We start from the raw sequence: 19,540 nt of genomic DNA, 5'->3' as shown, positions 1-19,540 counted from the left end.
CGCGGCTTCGTCTCAGGATCTTTCCAGATTGGCCAAAAGCTGTGAGTGCACACGCATGCTGACGAGCAAATCTTCCTCGCTCACGCCCTCGAAAAGTTCCTGGCGCAAGACGTTGGCGATGTTTTCGATCTTTTCGATCAGGGGCAGCGCCGTGTCACAGAGCAGGATTTTCTTGGCGCGCCGATCTTCGGCGACTGCTATGCGCTGCACCAGCCCCTGAGCTTCAAGGCTGTCGAGCAAGCGGGCCAGCGTCGGCCCTTCCACACCAACGCTTTGCGCAAGCTCGCGCTGGGTAGGCGGCTCATTGAAAAAGCGCGCAAGGTGCAACAGCACCAGCCAGCGAGCCTGCGAAAGACCGAGGCCTGCCAGTCGACGGTCCAGTTCGGCACGCCAGCCGCGGGTCAGATGTCCGAGTTGCATCCCGAAACGGTGGTCTTCAGTCAGTGGCATAAGGAAACTCGTGATAAAAACTAATTAATAGCGAGCTAAGCATGGTCCTTATGTTCAAGCAAGCAAGGAACGGTGACGTTTCGTCGCTGGTCGTTATACCTCGAATTCGGATTGCAGCGCAGCACGCACGCAATACAGCACGCCTTCCGGAACCCGTCCGGCAAATTGCTCGGCAATGGCCGATACCGGCGGCAATTCGCCTTCGCCGTCGAGAAAGGCATCCTGCACCTCACCCAGCAGATCTTCCGGCAGATCGAGCGCCTGCTCGATGGACAACTGCTGCTTGCCGATCGCCTCGGCCAGCAGGGTATAAACGTTCTTCTCCGAACACTGCAATTGCCCGGCAATCTGTGCCGGGGTCATGCCCGCACGCGCCAGGCTGATCAACTCGTGGCGAATGTCGGCCACCACGCGCGGAGCTTCGGCCTTGCCACTAAGCACTTCGAGAAAGGCTTCACCGTAACGCTCCAGCTTGCGCGCGCCGACGCCACCCACTTTGGCCATTTCGGCCATCGAACCCGGTTTGCTGCGCAGCATTTCCAGTAGGGTCGAGTCCGGGAAAATGACATAGGGCGGTACACCATGCTCTTCGGCCAGTTTGCGCCGCAGGGTTCGCAGCGCTTCCCATTGCTCGCGCTCTTCGCCACGTACCAGCTGGCTGGCCGGGCTGCCGGAGCTGCTCCTTGAAGTAGTTTGTGGCTTGAGATCACGGCGCAGTTCCAAAGAAACTTCACCACGCAGCAGCGACCGGCAGGTGTCGCTCAGGCGCAGGCCGCCGTAGCCTTCAAGATCGATGTCCGCCAGGCCACGCGCGACCAATTGGCGGAACAGCGAGCGCCATTCGGATTCGGCACGCGCCTTGCCGACACCGAACACGGACAGGTGCTGGTGGCCGAAGCTTTCCACTTTGTCGTTGGACTTGCCGAGCAGCACATCCACAAGGTGACCGACGCCGTAACGCTGACCGGTGCGGTAGATGGCCGACAGCGCCTGACGCGCAGGCTCGGTGGCGTCCCAGGTCTGCACGCCATCGACGCAGTTGTCGCAATGGCCGCACGGGTTGGGCATGTCTTCGTCGAAATAGGCCAGCAGCGTCTGACGGCGGCAGCGGGTTTCTTCACACAGCGCCAGCATGGCATCGAGCTTGTGCTGTTCCAGGCGCTTGTGTCGCTCATCACCTTCGGAGTTCTGCAACATCTGTTTGAGCATCAGCACGTCTTGCAGACCGTAGGCCATCCAGGCATCGGCCGGCAGACCGTCGCGCCCTGCCCGGCCGGTTTCCTGATAGTAGGCCTCAAGCGATTTGGGCAGGTCCATGTGCGCAACGAAGCGCACGTTGGGTTTGTCGATGCCCATGCCGAATGCGATGGTCGCAACCATGATCAGGCCTTCTTCATTAAGAAAGCGCTTCTGGTTGGCAGCGCGGGTTTCCGATGGCAAACCTGCGTGGTAAGGCAGCGCGGGATAACCGTTTTCGCTGAGAAACACCGCCACTTCATCGACTTTCTTGCGCGACAGGCAGTAGACGATACCGGCGTCGCTGCGCCGCTCCGAGAGGAACGCCAGCAGCTGTTTGCGCGGCTGTTCCTTGGGCACGATGCGATAAAAAATGTTAGGTCGGTCGAAACTGGACAGGAAGCGCTCGGCGTTCTGCAAATGCAGACGCGTGACGATTTCTTCGCGGGTGCGCTTGTCGGCGGTGGCGGTCAACGCGATGCGCGGCACATCCGGAAACAGTTCGGCCAGTTGCCCCAGTTGCAGGTATTCCGGGCGGAAGTCATGGCCCCATTGCGAAACGCAGTGCGCTTCGTCGATGGCAAACAGGGCGATTTTCAGGTTCTGCAGAAAGGACAGCATGCGCGGCTTGACCAGCCGCTCCGGGGCGAGGTAGAGCATTTTCACTTCGCCCAGGCGAATCCGGTTGGCCAGCTCGCGCTGCTGCTCTGCGTTGAGCGTCGAGTTGAGGGCTGCGGCAGAAACGCCCAGTTCGTCCAGAGTGGCGACCTGATCGTCCATCAGTGCAATAAGCGGTGACACAACCACGCACAGGCCATCACGCAACAGGCCGGGCACCTGAAAACAAAGGGATTTGCCACCACCGGTAGGCATCAGCACCAGCGCGTCGCCGCCGTTGGCTACACGCTCAATAATGGCACCCTGGCGACCACGAAAGCTGTCATAGCCGAAGATGTCTTTAAGTACGCGTTGTGCCTGCTCAAGCATAAAAACCCCGGAATATCCTGCTGCACTGCAAAACGCAGGAGTATACCCGAGCGCTCGGGAGCAATGGATGACTGGGACATGAGTGGTCGAAATTAACTGCAATTGGCCTGCGTGCTGGCGCCTCGGCCGCGCAGGGCCTAGAATTCAGCATCGTTTATTTCCAAGGTAGTGCCTCCATGTCCTTCGCTGAGCAATTAACCCGCCTGCAAGTCTTCCTCGATGCAGATGAACTGCACGATGAAGCACTGGACTACGTGGCCGCGCATGGCTACCTGACCGCCCTGTCCATTTGCGCCGAAGAAGTGCCGGAGCGCGAGTGGATCGACGCCCTGTTCTCCGAGCCGCCACATTACTCCAGCGAAGAGCAGCAGATCGAAGTCGAAGCGACTCTGGTTGCACTCAAGGCGCACATTGCCCGCCAACTGGCGTCGGACGAAGAGTTTGACCTGCCATGCGACCTGGACCTGGGCGACGACCCGGATGATTCGGATCTGCGCGGCTGGTGCATCGGTTTCATGGAAGGCGTGTTCCTGCGTGAGAACGCCTGGTTCGAAAGTGCCGAGGAAGAAGTCAGCGAGATGCTGTTGCCGATCATGGTCGGTTCGGGCCTGTTCGACGAGCAGCCTGAATTTTCCGACATCGCTCAGGACGCCAACCTGATGGACGACATGATCGTGCAGATCCCTGAAGCGCTGACCGCGCTGTATCTGCTGTGCCAGGCGCCGGACGAAAAGCCGGCGATCCTCAAGCCTCGCCACCACTGAGTCGGCGCCTATGGCGCAAGACTCACCGCGCACCAGCCGCCATTGGTGGGTGCGCTATCTGCTTATGGCCGTCGGCTGGGTGAGCGTGGTGCTGGGGGTTATCGGTATTTTCCTGCCGGTGCTGCCCACCACGCCTTTTCTCCTGCTGGCAGCTGCCTGCTTCGCGCGCAGTTCTCCACGCTTTTACCAGTGGCTGATCAATCATCGCCAGCTCGGCCCGTGGATTCGTGATTATCTTGAAGGCAACGGTATTCCGCTCAAGGGCAAGGTCTACGCTATTGGCCTGATGTGGGTCAGCATCGGTTTTTCATGCTATCTGGTGCCCTCGATCTGGGCACGCGCGTTCATGCTGACCAGTGCAGTGCTGGTGACGGTCTACATTCTCAGGCAGAAGACCAGACACTTGTCAGGCGAATAAAACCTGGCCGCGCCGACCTGGGCCGACGCAACCACGATGCCCATGTCATCACTTCTTCTTGTCCCTGGCGAACGCGGCTTCCAGTGCCTCGTTGAGGGTGCGCAATACTTTGACCCTGGCCCAGCGCTTGTCATTGGCCTCGATCAGCGTCCAGGGCGCGATCTCGGTGCTGGTGCGATCCACCATATCGCCCACCGCCTGACGATAATCAGGCCATTTCTTGCGGTTGCGCCAGTCGTCTTCAGTGATCTTGTAGCGTTTGAACGGGATCTTTTCGCGCTCCTGAAAGCGCTCCAGCTGGGTCTGTTGATCAATCGCCAGCCAGAATTTGACGACCACCACGCCCGCGTCAGTGAGTTGTTCTTCAAAGTCGTTGATTTCGGCGTAGGCGCGCTTCCAGTCAGACTCACTGCAAAATCCTTCAACCCGCTCCACCAATACGCGGCCGTACCAGGAACGGTCAAAAATGGTGAATTTGCCACGACCCGGAATCTGTCGCCAGAAACGCCATAGATAAGGCTGCGCACGCTCGTCCTGAGTCGGCGCGGCGATGGGCACGATGGCGTACTGGCGTGGGTCCAGCGCCGCCGCGACGCGTCGGATCGCCCCGCCTTTGCCTGCCGCGTCATTGCCTTCAAACACCGCCACCAGTGCGTGGCTTTTCATGCGTTTGTCGCGCATGTTGCCAGCCAGCCGCGCCTGCTCGGTGATCAGTTGTTGCTGGTAGTCGTCCTTATCCAGGTTCAGGCTCAGATCGAGACTGTCCAGTAAGGTGCGTTCATCGCTATGGATTGCCAGCGGCCCGACCGTCAGCGCGCTTGCCACAGGCTCGGCTTTATTGAGAGCGGCCTGCATGCCTTCCAGCAGCAGGCGACCGACCGTCAGGCTGCGATAGTTGGCGTCCACCCCTTCGATCACATGCCAGGGCGCGTACTCGCGACTGGTGCGGCGCAACACCCGCTCACCGAAGCGCACGAATTTGTCGTAGGTCCTGGACTGCTGCCAATCCAACGGGCTGATACGCCAGCTGTGCAGCGGGTCGTCCTTGAGGGTCTTGAGGCGCCGCTTCATCTGCTTCTTGGAGAGGTGAAACCAGAACTTGAAGATCAGCGCGCCCTCATCACAGAGCATCTTTTCCAAGCGTTCGGCGCCGCTGATGGCCTGATCCAGCACTGCGTCCTTGTAACGACCATGCACACGATCCTGCAGCATCTGGCTGTACCAGTTGCCGAAGAAAATCCCCATGCGGCCTTTGGCGGGCAATTGTCGCCAGTAGCGCCAGGCAGGCGGATGCGCCAGTTCTTCGTCGGTTTGCTGATCGAAGGTGCGCACTTCTATCAAGCGCGGGTCCATCCATTCGCTGAGCAGTTTGACGGTCTCGCCCTTCCCCGCACCCTCTATGCCGTTGATCAGCACGATGATCTGCCGACCGGCCTGCTCGTGCAGGTCTATCTGTGCTTCCAGCAACGCTTCACGCAGTTCGGGCAGGGCTGCCTCATAGGTATCATCGTCAATGGCATGACCGATTTCAGCAGATTCAAACATGCACAGCTCCTGATTGATGTGGGCTTGGAGAACGCCTGATGGAGATTGTGACCATTGATTACCGGCATCGGTCAATCCGCACATCCTTGATAGCACTTTTATCGGCGCAGACGGCTAAAATGCTGCCACTGCCTCCGCTGAGCCCGACATGACCATTACCCGCCACGCCCAGATCGACTGGGACGAACACGGCAATCCGCGTTCCCGTGATTTTTCCGACGTGTACTTTTCCACCGAGTCTGGTCTGGACGAGACACGCCACGTGTTTCTGGTGCAAAACGATTTGCACCGGCGTTTCACCGAATTGCCGGCTGGCGGGCGGCTGATCATTGGCGAGACAGGTTTCGGCACCGGGCTGAATTTTCTGTGTGCCTGGCAGTTGTTCGAAGCGTGCGCGCCTGCGGGTGCCCGTCTGCATTTCGTCAGCGTCGAAAAATACCCGCTGAGCCGCACTGATCTGCAACGTGCCCTTGCCTTATGGCCGGAACTGTCGACATTCGCGCAGCAATTGCTCAAACAGTACGTTGCGGTGCATGAAGGCTTTCAGCGTCTGGTGTTTGACGGCGGCCGGGTCACGCTGACGCTGCTGGTTGGCGATGCCTTGCAGATGTTGCCGCAACTGGACGGGCCGATTGATGCGTGGTTTCTCGACGGCTTCGCGCCGGCGAAAAACCCGGAAATGTGGACCCCGGAGCTGTTTGCCGAACTGGCACGACTGTCTACATCGGCCACCACCATTGGCACATTCACCAGCACTGGTTGGGTGCGTCGCTCGCTGAACGCGGCCGGCTTCAAGATGAAGCGGGTGCCGGGTATTGGCCACAAGTGGGAGGTGCTGCGCGGTGCTTTCATCGCCTGGCCAGAAGGCGTGACAGCGGCGCCCGTTGCCAAACCCTGGTTCGCCCGCCCGGCCCCGCAAACAGGTGAGCGCAAGGCGCTGGTGATCGGTGCCGGGCTGGCCGGGTGTGCCACCGCAGAAAGCCTTGCGCAACGTGGCTGGCACGTCAGCCTGCTGGAGCGCCATGCGGCACCAGCGCAGGAAGCGTCGGGCAATCCGCAAGGCGTGCTGTACCTGAAACTGTCGGCGCATGGCACCGCGCTGTCACAGCTGATCCTCAGTGGTTTTGGCCACACGCGCAGGCTGCTTGAACGCTTGCAGCGTGGCGTCGACTGGGACGCTTGCGGCGTGCTGCAATTGACCTTCGACGACAAGGAAGCGCTGCGTCAGAAGCAATTGGCCGAAGCCTTCCCGGACACCTTGCTGCACCTGCTGGACCAGCCCCAGGCCGAAGCGCAGAGCGGCATTGCGCTTAAGAGTGGCGGGCTGTTTTACCCTGAAGGCGGCTGGGTTCATCCGCCTGCGTTGTGTCATGCACAGATCGCGCACCCGAATATCCGCCTGATCACTCATTGCCAGGCGCTGGAGCTGAGGCGTGTCGATGATCAATGGCAGGTTTGGGGTGGCGAGCAACTGATCGACAGTGCTCCGGTCGTGGTGCTGACCGGGGCGGCTGATATCAAACAGTTTTCGCAGAGCGCCGAGTTGCCGCTCAAACGCATTCGTGGGCAGATCACCCGCCTGCCGAAGACTCAGGCCAGTACGGCGTTGCGTAGCGTGGTGTGTGCCGAGGGTTACGTGGCACCGGCGCGGCAGGGCGAACACACGCTGGGCGCCAGTTTCGACTTCAACAGCACGGATCTGACGCCGAACCTGGCGGATCACCTGGACAACCTGGGGCTGTTGCGGGAGATATCGGCAGACCTCACTGCACGCCTTGAAGCCGTCGACTTGCCGCCCGAGCAGTTGCAAGGTCGCGCCGCATTTCGCTGCACCAGCCCGGATTACCTGCCTATCGTCGGTCCGCTGGCCGACCGCGATGCATTTGTGCAGGCCTATGCAGCACTGGGCAAGGATGCGCGACAGGTGCCGGACACCGACTGCCCATGGCTGGAGGGTCTGTACGTCAACAGCGGCCATGGCTCACGCGGCCTGATAACCGCCCCGCTGTCCGCAGAGTTGATCGTCGCCTGGCTGGACAACGAACCGTTGCCGTTGCCACGCAGCGTGGCCGAGGCGTGTCATCCCAACCGGTTTGCATTGCGCAGTCTGATCCGCGGCGGCGGGAAGTAGCCTTATGGTTCTCGGGTCAAATCGACGCAGAGCGTCGCACGATGGTTGAGATCATTCCCTGCGCTCCAGCGTAGGAATGCAGTTCTCGACGCTCTGCGTCGCAAGAGGACGCAGAGCGTCCTGAACGGCATGGCGACGCAGAGCGTCGCACGATAGCCAAGGCTTTTGATTCCCGTTGCCAGGCTCTGCGCGACAACAATCACCATCCAGCCGCGACGCGCTCGCGCTCAGGCGCTACTCTTGAGACTCAGTCAGGACAGTTGGGCCACTCATGTTGCAAGTGCGAAACGTATTCAAGAGCTACACCACGGCACAAGGCCCTCTGGCCGTGTTGCGCGGAGTGGATCTGCAATTGGCGCAGGGGGAGAGCCTGGCGCTGATGGGGGAATCGGGCAGTGGCAAAAGTACGTTGCTGCATCTGGCCGCCGGGCTGGATCAGGTCGATGGCGGCACAATAGACGTAGCGGGCCAGCGTCTGGACCTCATGAACGAGAGCCAGCTGGCGAATTGGCGGCGTACCGAAATCGGCCTGGTGTTTCAGCAGTTCAACCTGATCGGCAGCCTGAAGATCGCCGACAATCTGGCGTTTCAGGCGCGATTGGCCGGGCGTTATGACGCGGCCTGGCAGGCGCAATTGATCGAGCGACTGGGCCTCGGCGATCTGCTGGATCGCTACCCCGAGCAACTGTCCGGCGGCCAGCAACAGCGTGTCGCCATCGGCCGCGCCCTTGCATCACGCCCCGGTCTGTTGCTGGCCGACGAACCCACTGGCAACCTCGACGAAGCCACCAGCGACGAAGTGTTGCAGCTGTTGCTGGACCTGCTCGGCGACAGCACTACCAGCCTGTTGATGGTCACCCACAGCCCTCGGGTTGCTGAACGCCTGGCGCGCCGGGTGGTGCTGCATCATGGGCGCCTGGCAACCGAAGGCGAACGCTGAAATGCGGGTTTTCTACTGGACCCTACGCGCCCTGCTGAGCCACTGGCGACGCCATCCGGTGCAGTTTTTCAGCGTGTTGACCGGCTTATGGCTGGCCACCGCATTATTGACCGGCGTACAGGCGCTTAACAGTCAGGCGCGCGAGAGTTATCAGCGGGCCAGCCAGTTGATCGGCGGCGAACCGCAGACCAGCATTTCGGCCACCAGCGGCGGGCTGTTCTCTCAGGACCTGTTCATCGCGCTGCGCCGCAACGGCTGGCCCGTCTCGCCCATGCTGCAAGGGCGCATCGTGCTCAAAGGGCTGGAAGATCAGCGCGTGCAACTGATGGGCATCGAGCCGGTGACGTTGCCGACGGGCTCGGCACTGGCCGGACAAACCCTGGACCAGGATCAGATCGTCGACTTCCTTACGCCGCCGGGCATGACCTGGATTGCGCCGCAAACGCTGCAAACACTGGGGCTGAAGGAAGGTCAGCAGCCGCTCACCGAAAACGGTATGGCCTTGCCACCGCTGCGCGTCAAAGCCGACATGGCACCCGGCGTGCTGCTGACCGACATAGGCTTCGCGCAACCGCTGCTCGGCCAGCCTGGGCAGTTGTCCCGAATGCTGCTGAGCAAGGATTTTGCGCAGCAGAGCCCAGTGCTGCCCCCCGCAATGAACAACCTGCTGGTCATCAAGAAAAGCGGCGAAGAGAACAACCTTGAGCGCCTGACCGAAAGCTTTCACCTGAATCTGAATGCACTCGGGGTGCTGTCATTCATTGTCGGTCTGTTCATCGTCCATGCGGCCATTGGTCTGGCACTGGAGCAACGCCGCGGCCTGCTGCGCAACCTGCGCGCCTGCGGGGTCAGTGCCCGCGTGCTGATTACCACGCTTGGCGTCGAGCTGGGCGCGCTGGCCCTGCTGGGCGGTATGTTCGGCGTGGTCAGCGGCTACCTGCTGGCCAGTCTGCTGCTGCCGGATGTCGCGGCCAGCCTGCGGGGCCTGTATGGGGCCGAGGTCGCCGGCCAGTTGAACCTGAGCCTGTGGTGGTGGCTGAGCGGCATCGGCTTGAGTCTGCTTGGCGCGTTGCTCGCCGGTGCCAACAGCCTGCTGCGTGCGGCACGCTTGCCATTGCTGGCGCTGGCCGATGCGCAAGCGTGGCAGCAAGCTCATGCGCGCTGGCTGCGACGGCAAGCCTGGGTGGCCGCCAGCGGTGCGCTGGTCGCCCTTGCGGCCTTGCTGTTCGGCAACACGCTGATGCTGGGTTTTGTGATGATGTCTGCTCTGTTGCTCAGCGCTGCGCTGGGCCTTCCCGTATTGCTGGATGCAATGCTCGGCGGCCTGCTGAAGCGCAGCCGCTCGGTACTTGGGCAGTGGTTTGTCGCTGACTGCCGCCAACAGTTGCCCGCCTTGAGCCTGGCGCTGATGGCTCTGCTGCTGGCGATGGCGGCGAATATCGGCGCTGGCAGCATGACATCGGGCTTCAGGGGGACCTTCAACAGCTGGCTGGAACAACGCCTGACTGCCGAGTTGTATGTCAGCCCGCAAGACCCGACGCAGGCCGAGCCGCTGCAAACCTGGCTGAGCCAGCAAGCGGATGTCCGCGCCGTGTTGCCCAACTGGCAGGTGCCGGTGCAAATCCAGGGCTGGCCTGCCGACCTGTTTGGCGTGATCGATCACAGCACCTATCGCCAGCACTGGGAGTTACTCGAATCCGTGTCAGGCGATCCGTGGAATCTGTTGCGCGATGAAGACACGGTGATGCTCAGCGAACAGTTGGCGCGTCGCCTTGATCTGGGGCTGGACGATACGCTGGACATCGCGGTGCCCAGCGGCAAGTGGACGGTGCGTATCGTCGGGATTTACGCCGACTATGGCAATCCCAAAGGCCATTTGCTGGTCAACTCGAACCACCTGCTCGCCCACTGGCCGCAATTGACGCCGGTCCGTTTCAACCTGAGGATGGATCAGGCGGCAGTCACGCCCTTGGTGACCCACCTGCAAGACCGCTTCACGCTGGACGATAACCACATCATCGATCAGAGCCAGCTCAAGCGCTGGTCGAGCCAGGTCTTCGAACGCACCTTCGCCGCCACCGCCGCCCTCAACAGCCTGACACTGGGCGTGGCTGGCGTGGCGTTGTTCATCAGCCTGCTGACTCAGAGTCAAAGCCGTCTCGGGCAGCTCGCTCCGTTGTGGGCATTGGGTGTGACGCGGCGGCAACTGATGCTGCTCAATCTGGGGCAGACCTGGCTGCTGGCGGTATTGACGCTGGTACTCGCGCTGCCGCTGGGCTTGATGCTGGCGTGGTGCCTGGACGCGGTGATCAACGTCAGGGCCTTTGGCTGGCGCCTGCCGTTGCAGGTCTTCCCGCTGCAATTGCTGCAACTGATGGCGCTGGCAATACTGGCAACTTTACTGGCCTCGGCCTGGCCGCTGCTGAAGCTGTACCGCAGTCGCCCAGCGGATTTACTGAGGACCTTCGCCAATGAACATTAAGAAGTGGCTGATGCCGCTGGCCGTCGCGTTGCTGCTCGCTGGCTGCGATGAAAAATCGCAACCTGAAAGCGGTTTCGCGGGGCTGGGCAATACCGCCGATGCTTACACACAGGTCACGCCGGGCAAGGTCTTTTCATTCCCCGAAGACCATGGCCAGCACCCTGGCTTTCGCATCGAATGGTGGTACATCACCGCCACCTTGAAAGATGACGCAGGCCAGCCATTCGGTGTGCAGTGGACCTTGTTCCGCAGCGCCCTGCGCCCTGGCAAACAGCCTGGCAGCGGCTGGAATGAGGGCACGATCTGGCTGGGCCATGCGGCGGCGACCTCAAGCAGCGGCCATTACGTGGCAGAGCGCTACGCACGCGGCGGAATCGGGCAGGCCAACGTGACGCAGGCGCCCTTCTCGGCCTGGATCGACGACTGGGCATTCACCAGCAACGCCCAGACCGGCGACCCGCTGACCACGATACAGCTGAAAGCCAGCGGCAAGGATTTCCGCTACGAACTGCACCTCACTTCCAGCAAACCGCTGGTGCTGCAGGGTGATCAAGGCTACAGCCAGAAATCCGAGGCAGGTCAGGCCTCCTACTATTACAGCCAGCCATTCTTCAAGGCCAAAGGCAGTATGGAAATCGAGGGCAAAACCCATCAGGTCACCGGCGACGCCTGGCTGGACCGGGAATGGAGCAGTCAGCCATTGACCGCCAATCAGAGCGGCTGGGACTGGTTCTCCCTGCAACTGGCAGACGGCGACCGCCTGATGCTTTATCGCATCCGCCACAAGAGCGGCGAGCCTTACCTGACCGGCAACTGGATCAGTGCCGATGGCACCACGAAAATGCTTCACGCCAACGAAGTCAGCCTCGAACCCCTCAAGGAGACTTCAATCGGCGAGCATCAGGTGCCGACCCGTTGGGCAATCAAAATTCCCGGCAGAAACCTGGATATCACCACCGAAGCACTAAACCCCAAGGCTTGGATGGGCACCAGCATTCCTTACTGGGAAGGCCCGGTGAAGTTCAGTGGTAGCCAAGAGGGAGTTGGGTATCTGGAGATGACCGGGTATTGATCATTTCGACCGCCGTTACGCCCGACCAAGTTTTTCCAATATCCAAGTCCTCAATGTCGCTAAAAGGCGCCACCTCAAAAGGCGCCACCCGCTGCTTATAACTTTTTGATCTAAAACTACCCTGCCCTCACTGGGTCAGTTTCTGGGTGACTGCACTTTCTCAGTCACCTCCCCAACGGAAACCCGGTAAGGACTTATGTGCGGATTAGCAGGTGAACTTCGTTTCGACCATCAACCAGCGGACCTCGCCGCGGTTGAACGCATTACCCATGAGCTGGCGCCTCGCGGCCCGGATGCGTGGGGTTTTCATAGCCAGGGGCCGATTGCCCTTGGTCATCGCCGTCTGAAAATCATGGACCTGTCGGATGGGTCGGCGCAGCCGATGATCGACAGCAACCTTGGCCTGTCTCTGGCCTTCAACGGTGCGATCTATAACTTCCCGGAATTGCGTGCCGAGTTGGAAAGCCTTGGCTATCAGTTCCACTCAGGTGGCGACACCGAAGTGCTGCTCAAGGGCTACCACGCGTGGGGCGCAGACATGCTGCCCAAGCTCAACGGCATGTTCGCGTTTGCCATTTGGGAGCGCGATAGCAAGCAGCTGTTCATTGCCCGTGACCGCCTCGGTGTAAAGCCGTTGTACCTGTCGAAAACCGACAAGCGCCTGCGCTTCGCGTCCTCGCTGCCTGCCCTGCTCAAGGGTGGTGATATCAGCGGGATGCTTGATCCGGTGGCGCTCAACCATTACCTCAACTTCCACGCCGTGGTGCCTGCACCGCGCACGCTGCTGGCCGGTGTAGAGAAGCTGCCGCCAGCGAGCTGGATGCGCATTGACGCCAATGGCAAGGTCGAGCAGAAAGTCTGGTGGACGCTGCCTTATGGGCCGCATGAAGACGAAAAGAACCTGACCCTCGAAGACTGGCGCGACCGGGTACTGGACAGCACGCGCGAAGCGGTTGCCATTCGTCAGCGGGCGGCAGTGGATGTCGGCGTGCTGCTATCCGGTGGTGTCGACTCCAGCATGCTGGTGGGTCTGTTGCGTGAAGTCGGCGTCGAAGACCTGTCGACGTTCTCCATCGGTTTTCAGGATGCGGGCGGCGAACGTGGCGACGAATTCCAGTATTCGGACCTGATCGCCAAGCATTACGGCACGCGTCACCATCAGTTGCGTATTCAGGAAAGCGAGATCATCGAGCAGTTGCCTGCGGCGTTCCGCGCCATGAGCGAACCGATGGTCAGCCACGACTGCATTGCCTTTTATCTGTTGTCGCGTGAAGTGGCCAAGCATTGCAAGGTTGTGCAGAGCGGCCAGGGCGCTGACGAGCTGTTTGCCGGCTACCACTGGTATCCGCAGGTCGATGGTGCCAGCGACCCGGTTGCGGCCTACCGCGATGCATTCGTGGACCGCAGTTATGCCGAATACGCTGACACTGTTCAGCCAAAATGGCGCACGGCCAACGATGCAGCCGGTGACTTCGTTCGCGATCATTTCGCTCAGCCGGGTGCCAGTGCGGCGGTCGACAAGGCCTTGCGCCTGGACAGCACGGTGATGCTGGTCGATGACCCGGTCAAACGTGTCGACAACATGACCATGGCCTGGGGTCTGGAAGCGCGCACACCGTTTCTCGATTATCGTCTGGTCGAGCTGTCTGCCCGCATTCCCGGCAAGTTCAAGCTGCCCGATGGTGGCAAGCAGGTATTGAAAGAAGCTGCGCGCCTGGTCATTCCTTCGGAAGTGATCGACCGCAAGAAAGGCTACTTTCCGGTGCCTGGCCTCAAACATTTGCAGGGCGATACCCTTAACTGGGTACGCGAGCTGCTGACCGATCCGAGTCAGGACCGTGGTCTGTTCAATCCGGCCATGGTCGACAAACTGCTGACCAACCCCGAGGGCCAGCTCACGCCACTACGTGGCTCCAAGTTGTGGCAGCTGGCAGCGCTGAACCTGTGGCTCAGCGAACAAGGACTGTGATTGATGAAACAGAACGCGACGACTTATAGCCAACGCCTGTTGCGCGGACAGTCGCCCTCGTATGAACGTTTGCAAGCGCGCCTCGCTGAAGACGGCAGCCAGATCGATGCAGAGCCCTTGGCGCTGCATTGTGGCTGGGGGCGCTTGCTGATCGGTCACACTTACCCTGATCCGGCAGCGCTGGCACAGGACCTGCTGAACGAGAAACCCGGTGAGCGCGACATCGCCTTGTACGTGGCAGCGCCACAGCAAGTGCTGGCGCAATCGCCGCAACAGTTGTTTCTCGACCCGTCAGACACGCTGCGCCTGTGGTTCAGTGACTATCGCCCTGCCCAGCGCGTGTTCCGTGGCTATCGCATTCGCCGTGCCCATAACGCAACCGACTGGCAGGCGATCAACAACCTGTACGTGGCGCGCGGCATGCTGCCTATCGACCCTACCCTGCTGACACCACGTCATCAGGGTGGCCCGGTGTATTGGGTGGCCGAGGACGAAGGCAGCAATACGATCATCGGCAGCGTCATGGGCCTGAACCATCAAAAAGCGTTCAACGACCCGGAAAAAGGCAGCAGCTTGTGGTGCCTGGCGGTTGATCCGCAATGTACGCGTCCGGGCGTCGGTGAAGTGCTGGTTCGCCATCTGATCGAGCATTTCATGAGTCGCGGTCTGAGCTACCTTGATCTGTCGGTGCTGCATGACAACGAACAGGCCAAGGCGCTGTACGCCAAGCTGAATTTTCGCAACCTGCCGACCTTCGCCATCAAGCGCAAGAACGGTATCAACGAATCACTGTTCCTCGGTCCTGGTCCGCAGGCGGATTTCAATCCGTATGCGCGGATCATCGTTGAAGAAGCCCATCGTCGCGGTATCGACGTGCAAGTCGACGATGCCGATGCCGGGCTGTTTACCCTCAGCTACGGCGGCCGTCGTATTCGCTGCCGGGAATCGTTGAGCGACCTGACCAGCGCAGTCAGCATGACGCTGTGTCAGGACAAAAGCCTGACCCATCGTGCGCTGAAAGCAGCCGGGCTGCGTCTGCCTGCGCAACAACGGGCAGGCGACGAGGCAGACAATCTCGCGTTTCTGGAAGAACATCGGCAAGTCGTGGTCAAGCCGCTGGACGGCGAGCAAGGCCAGGGTGTTGCCGTGGATCTGCGCACAATTGAAGACGTGCAGAGTGCTATCGAACAGGCTCGTCAGTTCGACAGCCGGGTGATTCTGGAAAGCTTCCACGAAGGCCTGGATCTGCGCATTGTCGTGATCGGCTTTCAGGTGGTGGCCGCAGCGATACGTCGCCCGGCGGAAATCATTGGCGATGGCCGTCACACCATCAAGCAATTGATCGAAGCGCAAAGTCGTCGTCGTGCTGCGGCAACCGATGGCGAAAGCCGCATCCCTATGGACCAGGAAACCGAGCGCACCGTGCGTGAGGCGGGTTATGACTACGCCGACATCCTGCCGATGGATCAGCGCCTGGCGGTAAGACGCGCGGCCAATCTGCACACCGGTGGTTGCCTGGAAGATGTCACGGCCATTCTGCACCCGGTGCTTCGCGATGCGGCCGTACGTGCGGCGCGAGCGCTGGACATTCCGGTGGTCGGCCTGGACCTGATGGTGCCTGCCGCCGATCAGCCAGAGTATGTGTTCATCGAAGCCAATGAGCGTGTCGGGCTGGCCAACCACGAACCGCAACCCACTGCCGAACGCTTCGTCGATCTGCTGTTTCCGCACAGCCTGCCTGTGCATATCTGATCGCAGCTGCGAGTATCAGGCTGCAAGCGGGGAGTACCCAACCCTTGCAGCCTGTGGCTTGCAACTGCTCCATAAGGAGCATTCATGACCCCTGCAAACATTCCCGATCCGGATCTGAAGTACCTGCAGAAAGTTCTGTTGGAAATGCTCGCGATCCCGAGCCCCACGGGCTTCACTGACACCATCGTGCGCTACGTGGCTGAGCGTCTGGAAGAACTGGGCATTCCGTTCGAACTGACCCGCCGCGGCACGATTCGCGCCACGCTCAAGGGCAAACAGAACAGCCCAGACCGCGCTGTTTCGGCGCACCTGGACACCATTGGCGCCAGCGTTCGCGAAGTCAAGGAAAATGGCCGACTGGCACTTGCCGCAGTCGGCTGCTGGTCCAGCCGGTTTGCCGAAGGCAGCCGGGTTAGCGTGTTCACGGACACCGGCGTGATCCGTGGTAGCGTCCTGCCGCTGATGGCTTCTGGTCATGCATTCAATACCGCCGTGGATGAAATGCCGATCAGTTGGGACCATATCGAACTGCGCCTGGACGCTTATTGCACCACGCGCGCCGACTGTGAATCGCTGGGCATCGGTATTGGTGACTTCGTCGCATTCGATCCACTGCCGGAATTCACTGAAAGCGGTCACATCAGTGCTCGCCACCTGGACGACAAAGCTGGCGTAGCGGCACTGCTGGCGGCGCTCAAGTCGATTGTCGAAAGTGGTGCCGAGCCGTTGATCGACTGCCACCCGCTGTTCACCATCACCGAAGAAACCGGTACGGGTGCAGCGGGCGTGCTGCCTTGGGACGTCAGCGAATTCGTCGGTATCGATATCGCGCCAGTCGCACCGGGCCAGCACTCCAGCGAGCACGCGGTCAGCGTGGCCATGCAGGATTCCGGAGGTCCTTACGACTATCACCTGTCCCGTCATCTGCTGCGTCTGGGCGTGGAGAACGAACTGCCGGTGCGGCGCGATCTGTTTCGCTACTACTACAGTGATGCGCATTCTGCGGTGACGTCGGGGCACGATATTCGTACCGCCCTGCTGGCATTTGGTTGCGACGCGACTCATGGCTACGAGCGCACCCACATCGACAGCCTGGCGGCGCTCAGCAAGTTGCTTGGCGCGTACATCCTCAGCCCGCCGGTGTTCGCCAGCGATGCCAAACCGGCGCAGTCATCACTGGAGCGGTTCAGCCATCAGCTCGAGCATGACGCGCAGATGGAATCTGATACCCGCGTGCCGCCGGTCGACAGTCTGATCGGGCAGAATCGCGAAGAGAGTTGAGGTCCGGTGAATTGAATTGCGGTGCCTGGCACCGCAGTTCTATCATCGCCGCTCATCGACAAGAGAACCGCCATGCTTATCCCCTACGATCAACTGGAACCCGACACCCTTACCCGCCTGATCGAGGACTTTGTCACCCGCGAGGGCACTGACAACGGCGACGAAACGCCGCTGCAAACCCGGGTGCTACGCGTGCGGCATGCGCTGACCAAGGGTCAGGCAGTCATCTTTTTCGACCTGGAGAGTCAGCAATGCCAGTTGATGCTCAAGCACGATGTGCCTAAAGAATTCTTTGAATAAGCACTGACTGAACGTCATCGGTGCTGTTTATTGGGGAGGGGTTGGCGCCTGCTGTGACAGCATCCTGGCAATTCGCTTGTAGACCTCGGCACGGTGAACCTTGATGTCTTTGGGCGCATTGATTCCGAGTCTGACCTGATTGCCGTTTATTCCTAGAATCTGCACGGTGATGTCGTCACCGATCGAAAATGTCTCGCCAATTTCCCTTGTCAGTACCAGCATCGTCCTACCCTCGCCTTGCGTAAAAGAAGGCAGGGTGCACTGCACGTTCGGGGGCTTCAACGTGGTGGTGGCAAATCAGTAATGTCCTTCAAGGGCATCGGAAACCACTGAAGGCAACATCTTACTTTCAAGCCAAATCTGTAGGAAAAGCCTTGTTCGCCGTTGAGATTTCAAGGTGCTGACCAGCGTGGACCCAGCAGAATAATGGTCGCGCCAATGACGCAGAAAGCCAGGCCCAGCCAGTCGCTGCCCAGCGGCCTGACTCGTTCGACCAGCCCCAGCCAGGCAATCGACGCCACGATGTAAATCCCGCCATACGCCGCATAGGCACGCCCGGCATACGCCGCTTCGACTCGTGTCAGTAACAGTGCGAAGACTGTAAGACTGATCAACGCCGGGATCACCCACAAGGCGCTCTTGCCTTGGCGCAGCCACAGCCAGAAGGCATAGCAGCCGAATATCTCGAACAGGGCGGCGAGAAAGAACCACAGGTAATTGAGCATAAAAGGTTCTCGCGATAGAGCTGAAAGATGCGCGCAACCCTACCAGAAAACCGCGTGTTCACACGCTGGAGCGTTCGGAACGATAATCCCGACTACGTTGCCTATGCCGGGCGTCAAGAATGCCCTTTCTGGGCCTTCGCGCGCATCTTGGCGCACATGACGGTCATTTCCTCGTACATTGCCTGTGGCTGTTTACGCTTCATTTCCCACGCCATCCGGCCTTCTTCGTGAGGCAGGATCATGAACTCGCCCTGGGCAACCTGTCTGAAAATGTAGTCGGCAATGTCTGCGGCGCTGATCGGCGATTTCTCCAGCAGTCTGCCGATCTGCGCTTTCATCGCCGGGGTCGGACCGCGGAATGAGTCCAGCAGGTTGGTCTGAAAGAATGACGGGCAGACCACATGCACGCTCACATCCTGATCACTCAATTCAACCAGCAGGCTCTCGGAAAGCGCCACTACCCCGGCCTTGGCGACGTTGTAGTTGCTCATCGCCGGTGCCTGCATCAACGCGGCCATCGAAGCGATGTTGACGATCTTGCCCTTGCTGGCCAGCAGCATCGGCAGGAACGCCTTGCAGCCTTTGACCACACCCATCAGGTTGATCGCGATCTGCCAGTCCCAGTCTTCCAGTGACAACTCGTTGAAGAAACCGCCCGACGCCACACCCGCATTATTGACGATCACGTCGATACCGCCGAAGCGCTCGTCGCACGCCTGCGCAAAGGCGGTGAGCTGGCTGTAATCGCGCACGTCGCAACGCAGAACGAAGCCATCACCGCCCGCCTCACGTACCAGCCTTATGGTTTCCTGCAGACCCACATCGTTAACGTCCGACAACGCCAGCCGCCACCCTTCGCGAGCCCAGCGCAAGGCAATTTCACGACCCAGACCTGAGCCGGCGCCAGTAATCATGATGCGGTTTTGCATAGCCGAATGCCTTGTGAAGTGCAGGAGTCGGCTGAGTGTAATCACAGTAGAGACCTGATAACTCCACCATCAAGGTGCTGAATGCCTGGAACAAACCTGCAGACTCATGACCGCCTGACCCAAGCCACACAGCGCACCAACAACACGCCGTATACCAGCGCATTGATCAACAGAACGACGCCGCCCAGCCAGAGCTGTATGCCTGGCGTCAGCCCTGCGGGATAAATCAGAGGAATCAGATAGTGCTCGACGAAGCCGCCTTCATAGCCCTGCTCGCCAGCCTTGCTGCGCAATGCGTTTTCCAGCGGGGTCAGCGGACAATACAGATGCAGAAACTCGACTACGGCGCCCCAGATGATCGCGGGAACGTGCAGCAAGGCCAGCCAGGGCCGTCTCAGTACCCACAGACCGCCGACGAGTACGAACACAATAAACAGCAAATGGAACGCCACTACCGCATCCGCCGCTACTCGATAAAACATCTGCATGCCCCCAGCCGGACCCGTCATCAGGAAATTACGTCACACGCGCTTGCAAACGAAATGTTAAACGCCTTTAA

Annotated in this window: 17 protein-coding genes; 10 read left to right on the top strand and 7 right to left on the bottom strand. The window is 60.3% G+C overall.

Translation table 11 applies throughout. The features are described 5' to 3' along the window. Positions 1-12: 12 nt before the first annotated feature. Positions 13-450 carry a MarR family transcriptional regulator gene (locus N018_RS06650; protein WP_024646320.1) on the bottom strand — a complete coding sequence of 146 codons (438 nt, stop codon included), beginning with the start codon at positions 448-450 and terminating at the stop codon, positions 13-15. A gap of 93 nt (positions 451-543) precedes the next feature. After that, positions 544-2,673 (bottom strand): DNA helicase RecQ, encoded by a 2,130-nt coding sequence (gene recQ / locus N018_RS06645; protein WP_025389156.1) that lies wholly within the window; start codon positions 2,671-2,673, stop codon positions 544-546. Positions 2,674-2,849: 176 nt separating this feature from the next. On the opposite strand from recQ, the gene N018_RS06640 reads away from it, so the two are divergent. After that, positions 2,850-3,437 (top strand): YecA family protein, encoded by a 588-nt coding sequence (locus tag N018_RS06640; RefSeq protein ID WP_024646322.1) that lies wholly within the window; start codon positions 2,850-2,852, stop codon positions 3,435-3,437. Positions 3,438-3,447: 10 nt separating this feature from the next. Beyond that, positions 3,448-3,855, top strand: coding sequence for a YbaN family protein (locus tag N018_RS06635; protein ID WP_025389155.1), 408 nt, complete (start codon positions 3,448-3,450; stop codon positions 3,853-3,855). Between the two features lie 48 nt (positions 3,856-3,903). Here N018_RS06635 and pap read toward each other — a convergent pair whose 3' ends face one another. Further along, on the bottom strand, positions 3,904-5,400 hold the full coding sequence (pap, locus tag N018_RS06630) for a polyphosphate:AMP phosphotransferase (protein ID WP_024646324.1): 1,497 nt from the start codon (positions 5,398-5,400) through the stop codon (positions 3,904-3,906). Between the two features lie 148 nt (positions 5,401-5,548). Between pap and mnmC the strand changes: the two genes are divergently transcribed. The 8 genes from mnmC to N018_RS06590 all read left to right on the top strand — a co-directional run bounded on the left by mnmC (position 5,549) and on the right by N018_RS06590 (position 17,327). Then, positions 5,549-7,531 (top strand): bifunctional tRNA (5-methylaminomethyl-2-thiouridine)(34)-methyltransferase MnmD/FAD-dependent 5-carboxymethylaminomethyl-2-thiouridine(34) oxidoreductase MnmC, encoded by a 1,983-nt coding sequence (mnmC, locus tag N018_RS06625; RefSeq protein WP_025389154.1) that lies wholly within the window; start codon positions 5,549-5,551, stop codon positions 7,529-7,531. Between the two features lie 271 nt (positions 7,532-7,802). Further along, complete coding sequence (locus N018_RS06620) at positions 7,803-8,471, top strand: ABC transporter ATP-binding protein (RefSeq protein WP_025389153.1); 669 nt, start codon at positions 7,803-7,805, stop codon at positions 8,469-8,471. Position 8,472: 1 nt separating this feature from the next. Continuing rightward, positions 8,473-10,953 (top strand): FtsX-like permease family protein, encoded by a 2,481-nt coding sequence (locus tag N018_RS06615; protein WP_025389152.1) that lies wholly within the window; start codon positions 8,473-8,475, stop codon positions 10,951-10,953. Continuing rightward, the gene (locus N018_RS06610) at positions 10,943-12,025 is read left to right on the top strand and encodes a lipocalin-like domain-containing protein (RefSeq protein ID WP_025389151.1); all 1,083 of its coding nucleotides are present in this window, start codon (positions 10,943-10,945) and stop codon (positions 12,023-12,025) included. Before N018_RS06615 ends, N018_RS06610 begins: the two co-directional genes overlap by 11 nt. Before the next feature lie 196 nt (positions 12,026-12,221). Next, positions 12,222-13,994 (top strand): N-acetylglutaminylglutamine amidotransferase, encoded by a 1,773-nt coding sequence (locus N018_RS06605; protein WP_025389150.1) that lies wholly within the window; start codon positions 12,222-12,224, stop codon positions 13,992-13,994. A 3-nt stretch (positions 13,995-13,997) separates the two neighbouring features. After that, positions 13,998-15,746 carry an N-acetylglutaminylglutamine synthetase gene (ngg, locus tag N018_RS06600; RefSeq protein WP_025389149.1) on the top strand — a complete coding sequence of 583 codons (1,749 nt, stop codon included), beginning with the start codon at positions 13,998-14,000 and terminating at the stop codon, positions 15,744-15,746. A gap of 84 nt (positions 15,747-15,830) precedes the next feature. Then, complete coding sequence (locus tag N018_RS06595; RefSeq protein ID WP_024646331.1) at positions 15,831-17,027, top strand: osmoprotectant NAGGN system M42 family peptidase; 1,197 nt, start codon at positions 15,831-15,833, stop codon at positions 17,025-17,027. Between the two features lie 72 nt (positions 17,028-17,099). Then, positions 17,100-17,327 carry a YheU family protein gene (locus tag N018_RS06590; protein WP_003314533.1) on the top strand — a complete coding sequence of 76 codons (228 nt, stop codon included), beginning with the start codon at positions 17,100-17,102 and terminating at the stop codon, positions 17,325-17,327. 27 nt (positions 17,328-17,354) lie between these two features. On the opposite strand, the gene csrA is transcribed toward N018_RS06590, so the two are convergent. The 4 genes from csrA to N018_RS06570 all read right to left on the bottom strand — a co-directional run bounded on the left by csrA (position 17,355) and on the right by N018_RS06570 (position 19,463). Next, positions 17,355-17,549, bottom strand: coding sequence for a carbon storage regulator CsrA (gene csrA, locus N018_RS06585; protein WP_025389148.1), 195 nt, complete (start codon positions 17,547-17,549; stop codon positions 17,355-17,357). A gap of 170 nt (positions 17,550-17,719) precedes the next feature. Further along, positions 17,720-18,052 carry a YnfA family protein gene (locus tag N018_RS06580; protein ID WP_024672266.1) on the bottom strand — a complete coding sequence of 111 codons (333 nt, stop codon included), beginning with the start codon at positions 18,050-18,052 and terminating at the stop codon, positions 17,720-17,722. 113 nt (positions 18,053-18,165) lie between these two features. Further along, positions 18,166-18,981 (bottom strand): SDR family oxidoreductase, encoded by an 816-nt coding sequence (locus tag N018_RS06575; protein WP_024646333.1) that lies wholly within the window; start codon positions 18,979-18,981, stop codon positions 18,166-18,168. A gap of 104 nt (positions 18,982-19,085) precedes the next feature. Beyond that, complete coding sequence (locus tag N018_RS06570; RefSeq protein ID WP_025389147.1) at positions 19,086-19,463, bottom strand: DUF2784 domain-containing protein; 378 nt, start codon at positions 19,461-19,463, stop codon at positions 19,086-19,088. Between the last annotated feature and the right edge of the window lie 77 nt (positions 19,464-19,540).

It is taken from the genome of Pseudomonas syringae CC1557 (assembly GCF_000452705.1).
Lineage (GTDB): Bacteria > Pseudomonadota > Gammaproteobacteria > Pseudomonadales > Pseudomonadaceae > Aquipseudomonas > Aquipseudomonas syringae_F.
This window is presented reverse-complemented; position numbering and strand designations above follow the sequence as displayed.

Bases quoted from the DNA above. Each gene is read 5' to 3' on its own strand.
- N018_RS06650 (WP_024646320.1), bottom strand. From the start codon at position 450: ATGCCACTGACTGAAGACCACCGTTTCGGGATGCAACTCGGACATCTG.
- recQ (WP_025389156.1), bottom strand. From the start codon at position 2,673: ATGCTTGAGCAGGCACAACGCGTACTTAAAGACATCTTCGGCTATGAC.
- N018_RS06640 (WP_024646322.1), top strand. From the start codon at position 2,850: ATGTCCTTCGCTGAGCAATTAACCCGCCTGCAAGTCTTCCTCGATGCA.
- N018_RS06635 (WP_025389155.1), top strand. From the start codon at position 3,448: ATGGCGCAAGACTCACCGCGCACCAGCCGCCATTGGTGGGTGCGCTAT.
- pap (WP_024646324.1), bottom strand. From the start codon at position 5,400: ATGTTTGAATCTGCTGAAATCGGTCATGCCATTGACGATGATACCTAT.
- mnmC (WP_025389154.1), top strand. From the start codon at position 5,549: ATGACCATTACCCGCCACGCCCAGATCGACTGGGACGAACACGGCAAT.
- N018_RS06620 (WP_025389153.1), top strand. From the start codon at position 7,803: ATGTTGCAAGTGCGAAACGTATTCAAGAGCTACACCACGGCACAAGGC.
- N018_RS06615 (WP_025389152.1), top strand. From the start codon at position 8,473: ATGCGGGTTTTCTACTGGACCCTACGCGCCCTGCTGAGCCACTGGCGA.
- N018_RS06610 (WP_025389151.1), top strand. From the start codon at position 10,943: ATGAACATTAAGAAGTGGCTGATGCCGCTGGCCGTCGCGTTGCTGCTC.
- N018_RS06605 (WP_025389150.1), top strand. From the start codon at position 12,222: ATGTGCGGATTAGCAGGTGAACTTCGTTTCGACCATCAACCAGCGGAC.
- ngg (WP_025389149.1), top strand. From the start codon at position 13,998: ATGAAACAGAACGCGACGACTTATAGCCAACGCCTGTTGCGCGGACAG.
- N018_RS06595 (WP_024646331.1), top strand. From the start codon at position 15,831: ATGACCCCTGCAAACATTCCCGATCCGGATCTGAAGTACCTGCAGAAA.
- N018_RS06590 (WP_003314533.1), top strand. From the start codon at position 17,100: ATGCTTATCCCCTACGATCAACTGGAACCCGACACCCTTACCCGCCTG.
- csrA (WP_025389148.1), bottom strand. From the start codon at position 17,549: ATGCTGGTACTGACAAGGGAAATTGGCGAGACATTTTCGATCGGTGAC.
- N018_RS06580 (WP_024672266.1), bottom strand. From the start codon at position 18,052: ATGCTCAATTACCTGTGGTTCTTTCTCGCCGCCCTGTTCGAGATATTC.
- N018_RS06575 (WP_024646333.1), bottom strand. From the start codon at position 18,981: ATGCAAAACCGCATCATGATTACTGGCGCCGGCTCAGGTCTGGGTCGT.
- N018_RS06570 (WP_025389147.1), bottom strand. From the start codon at position 19,463: ATGTTTTATCGAGTAGCGGCGGATGCGGTAGTGGCGTTCCATTTGCTG.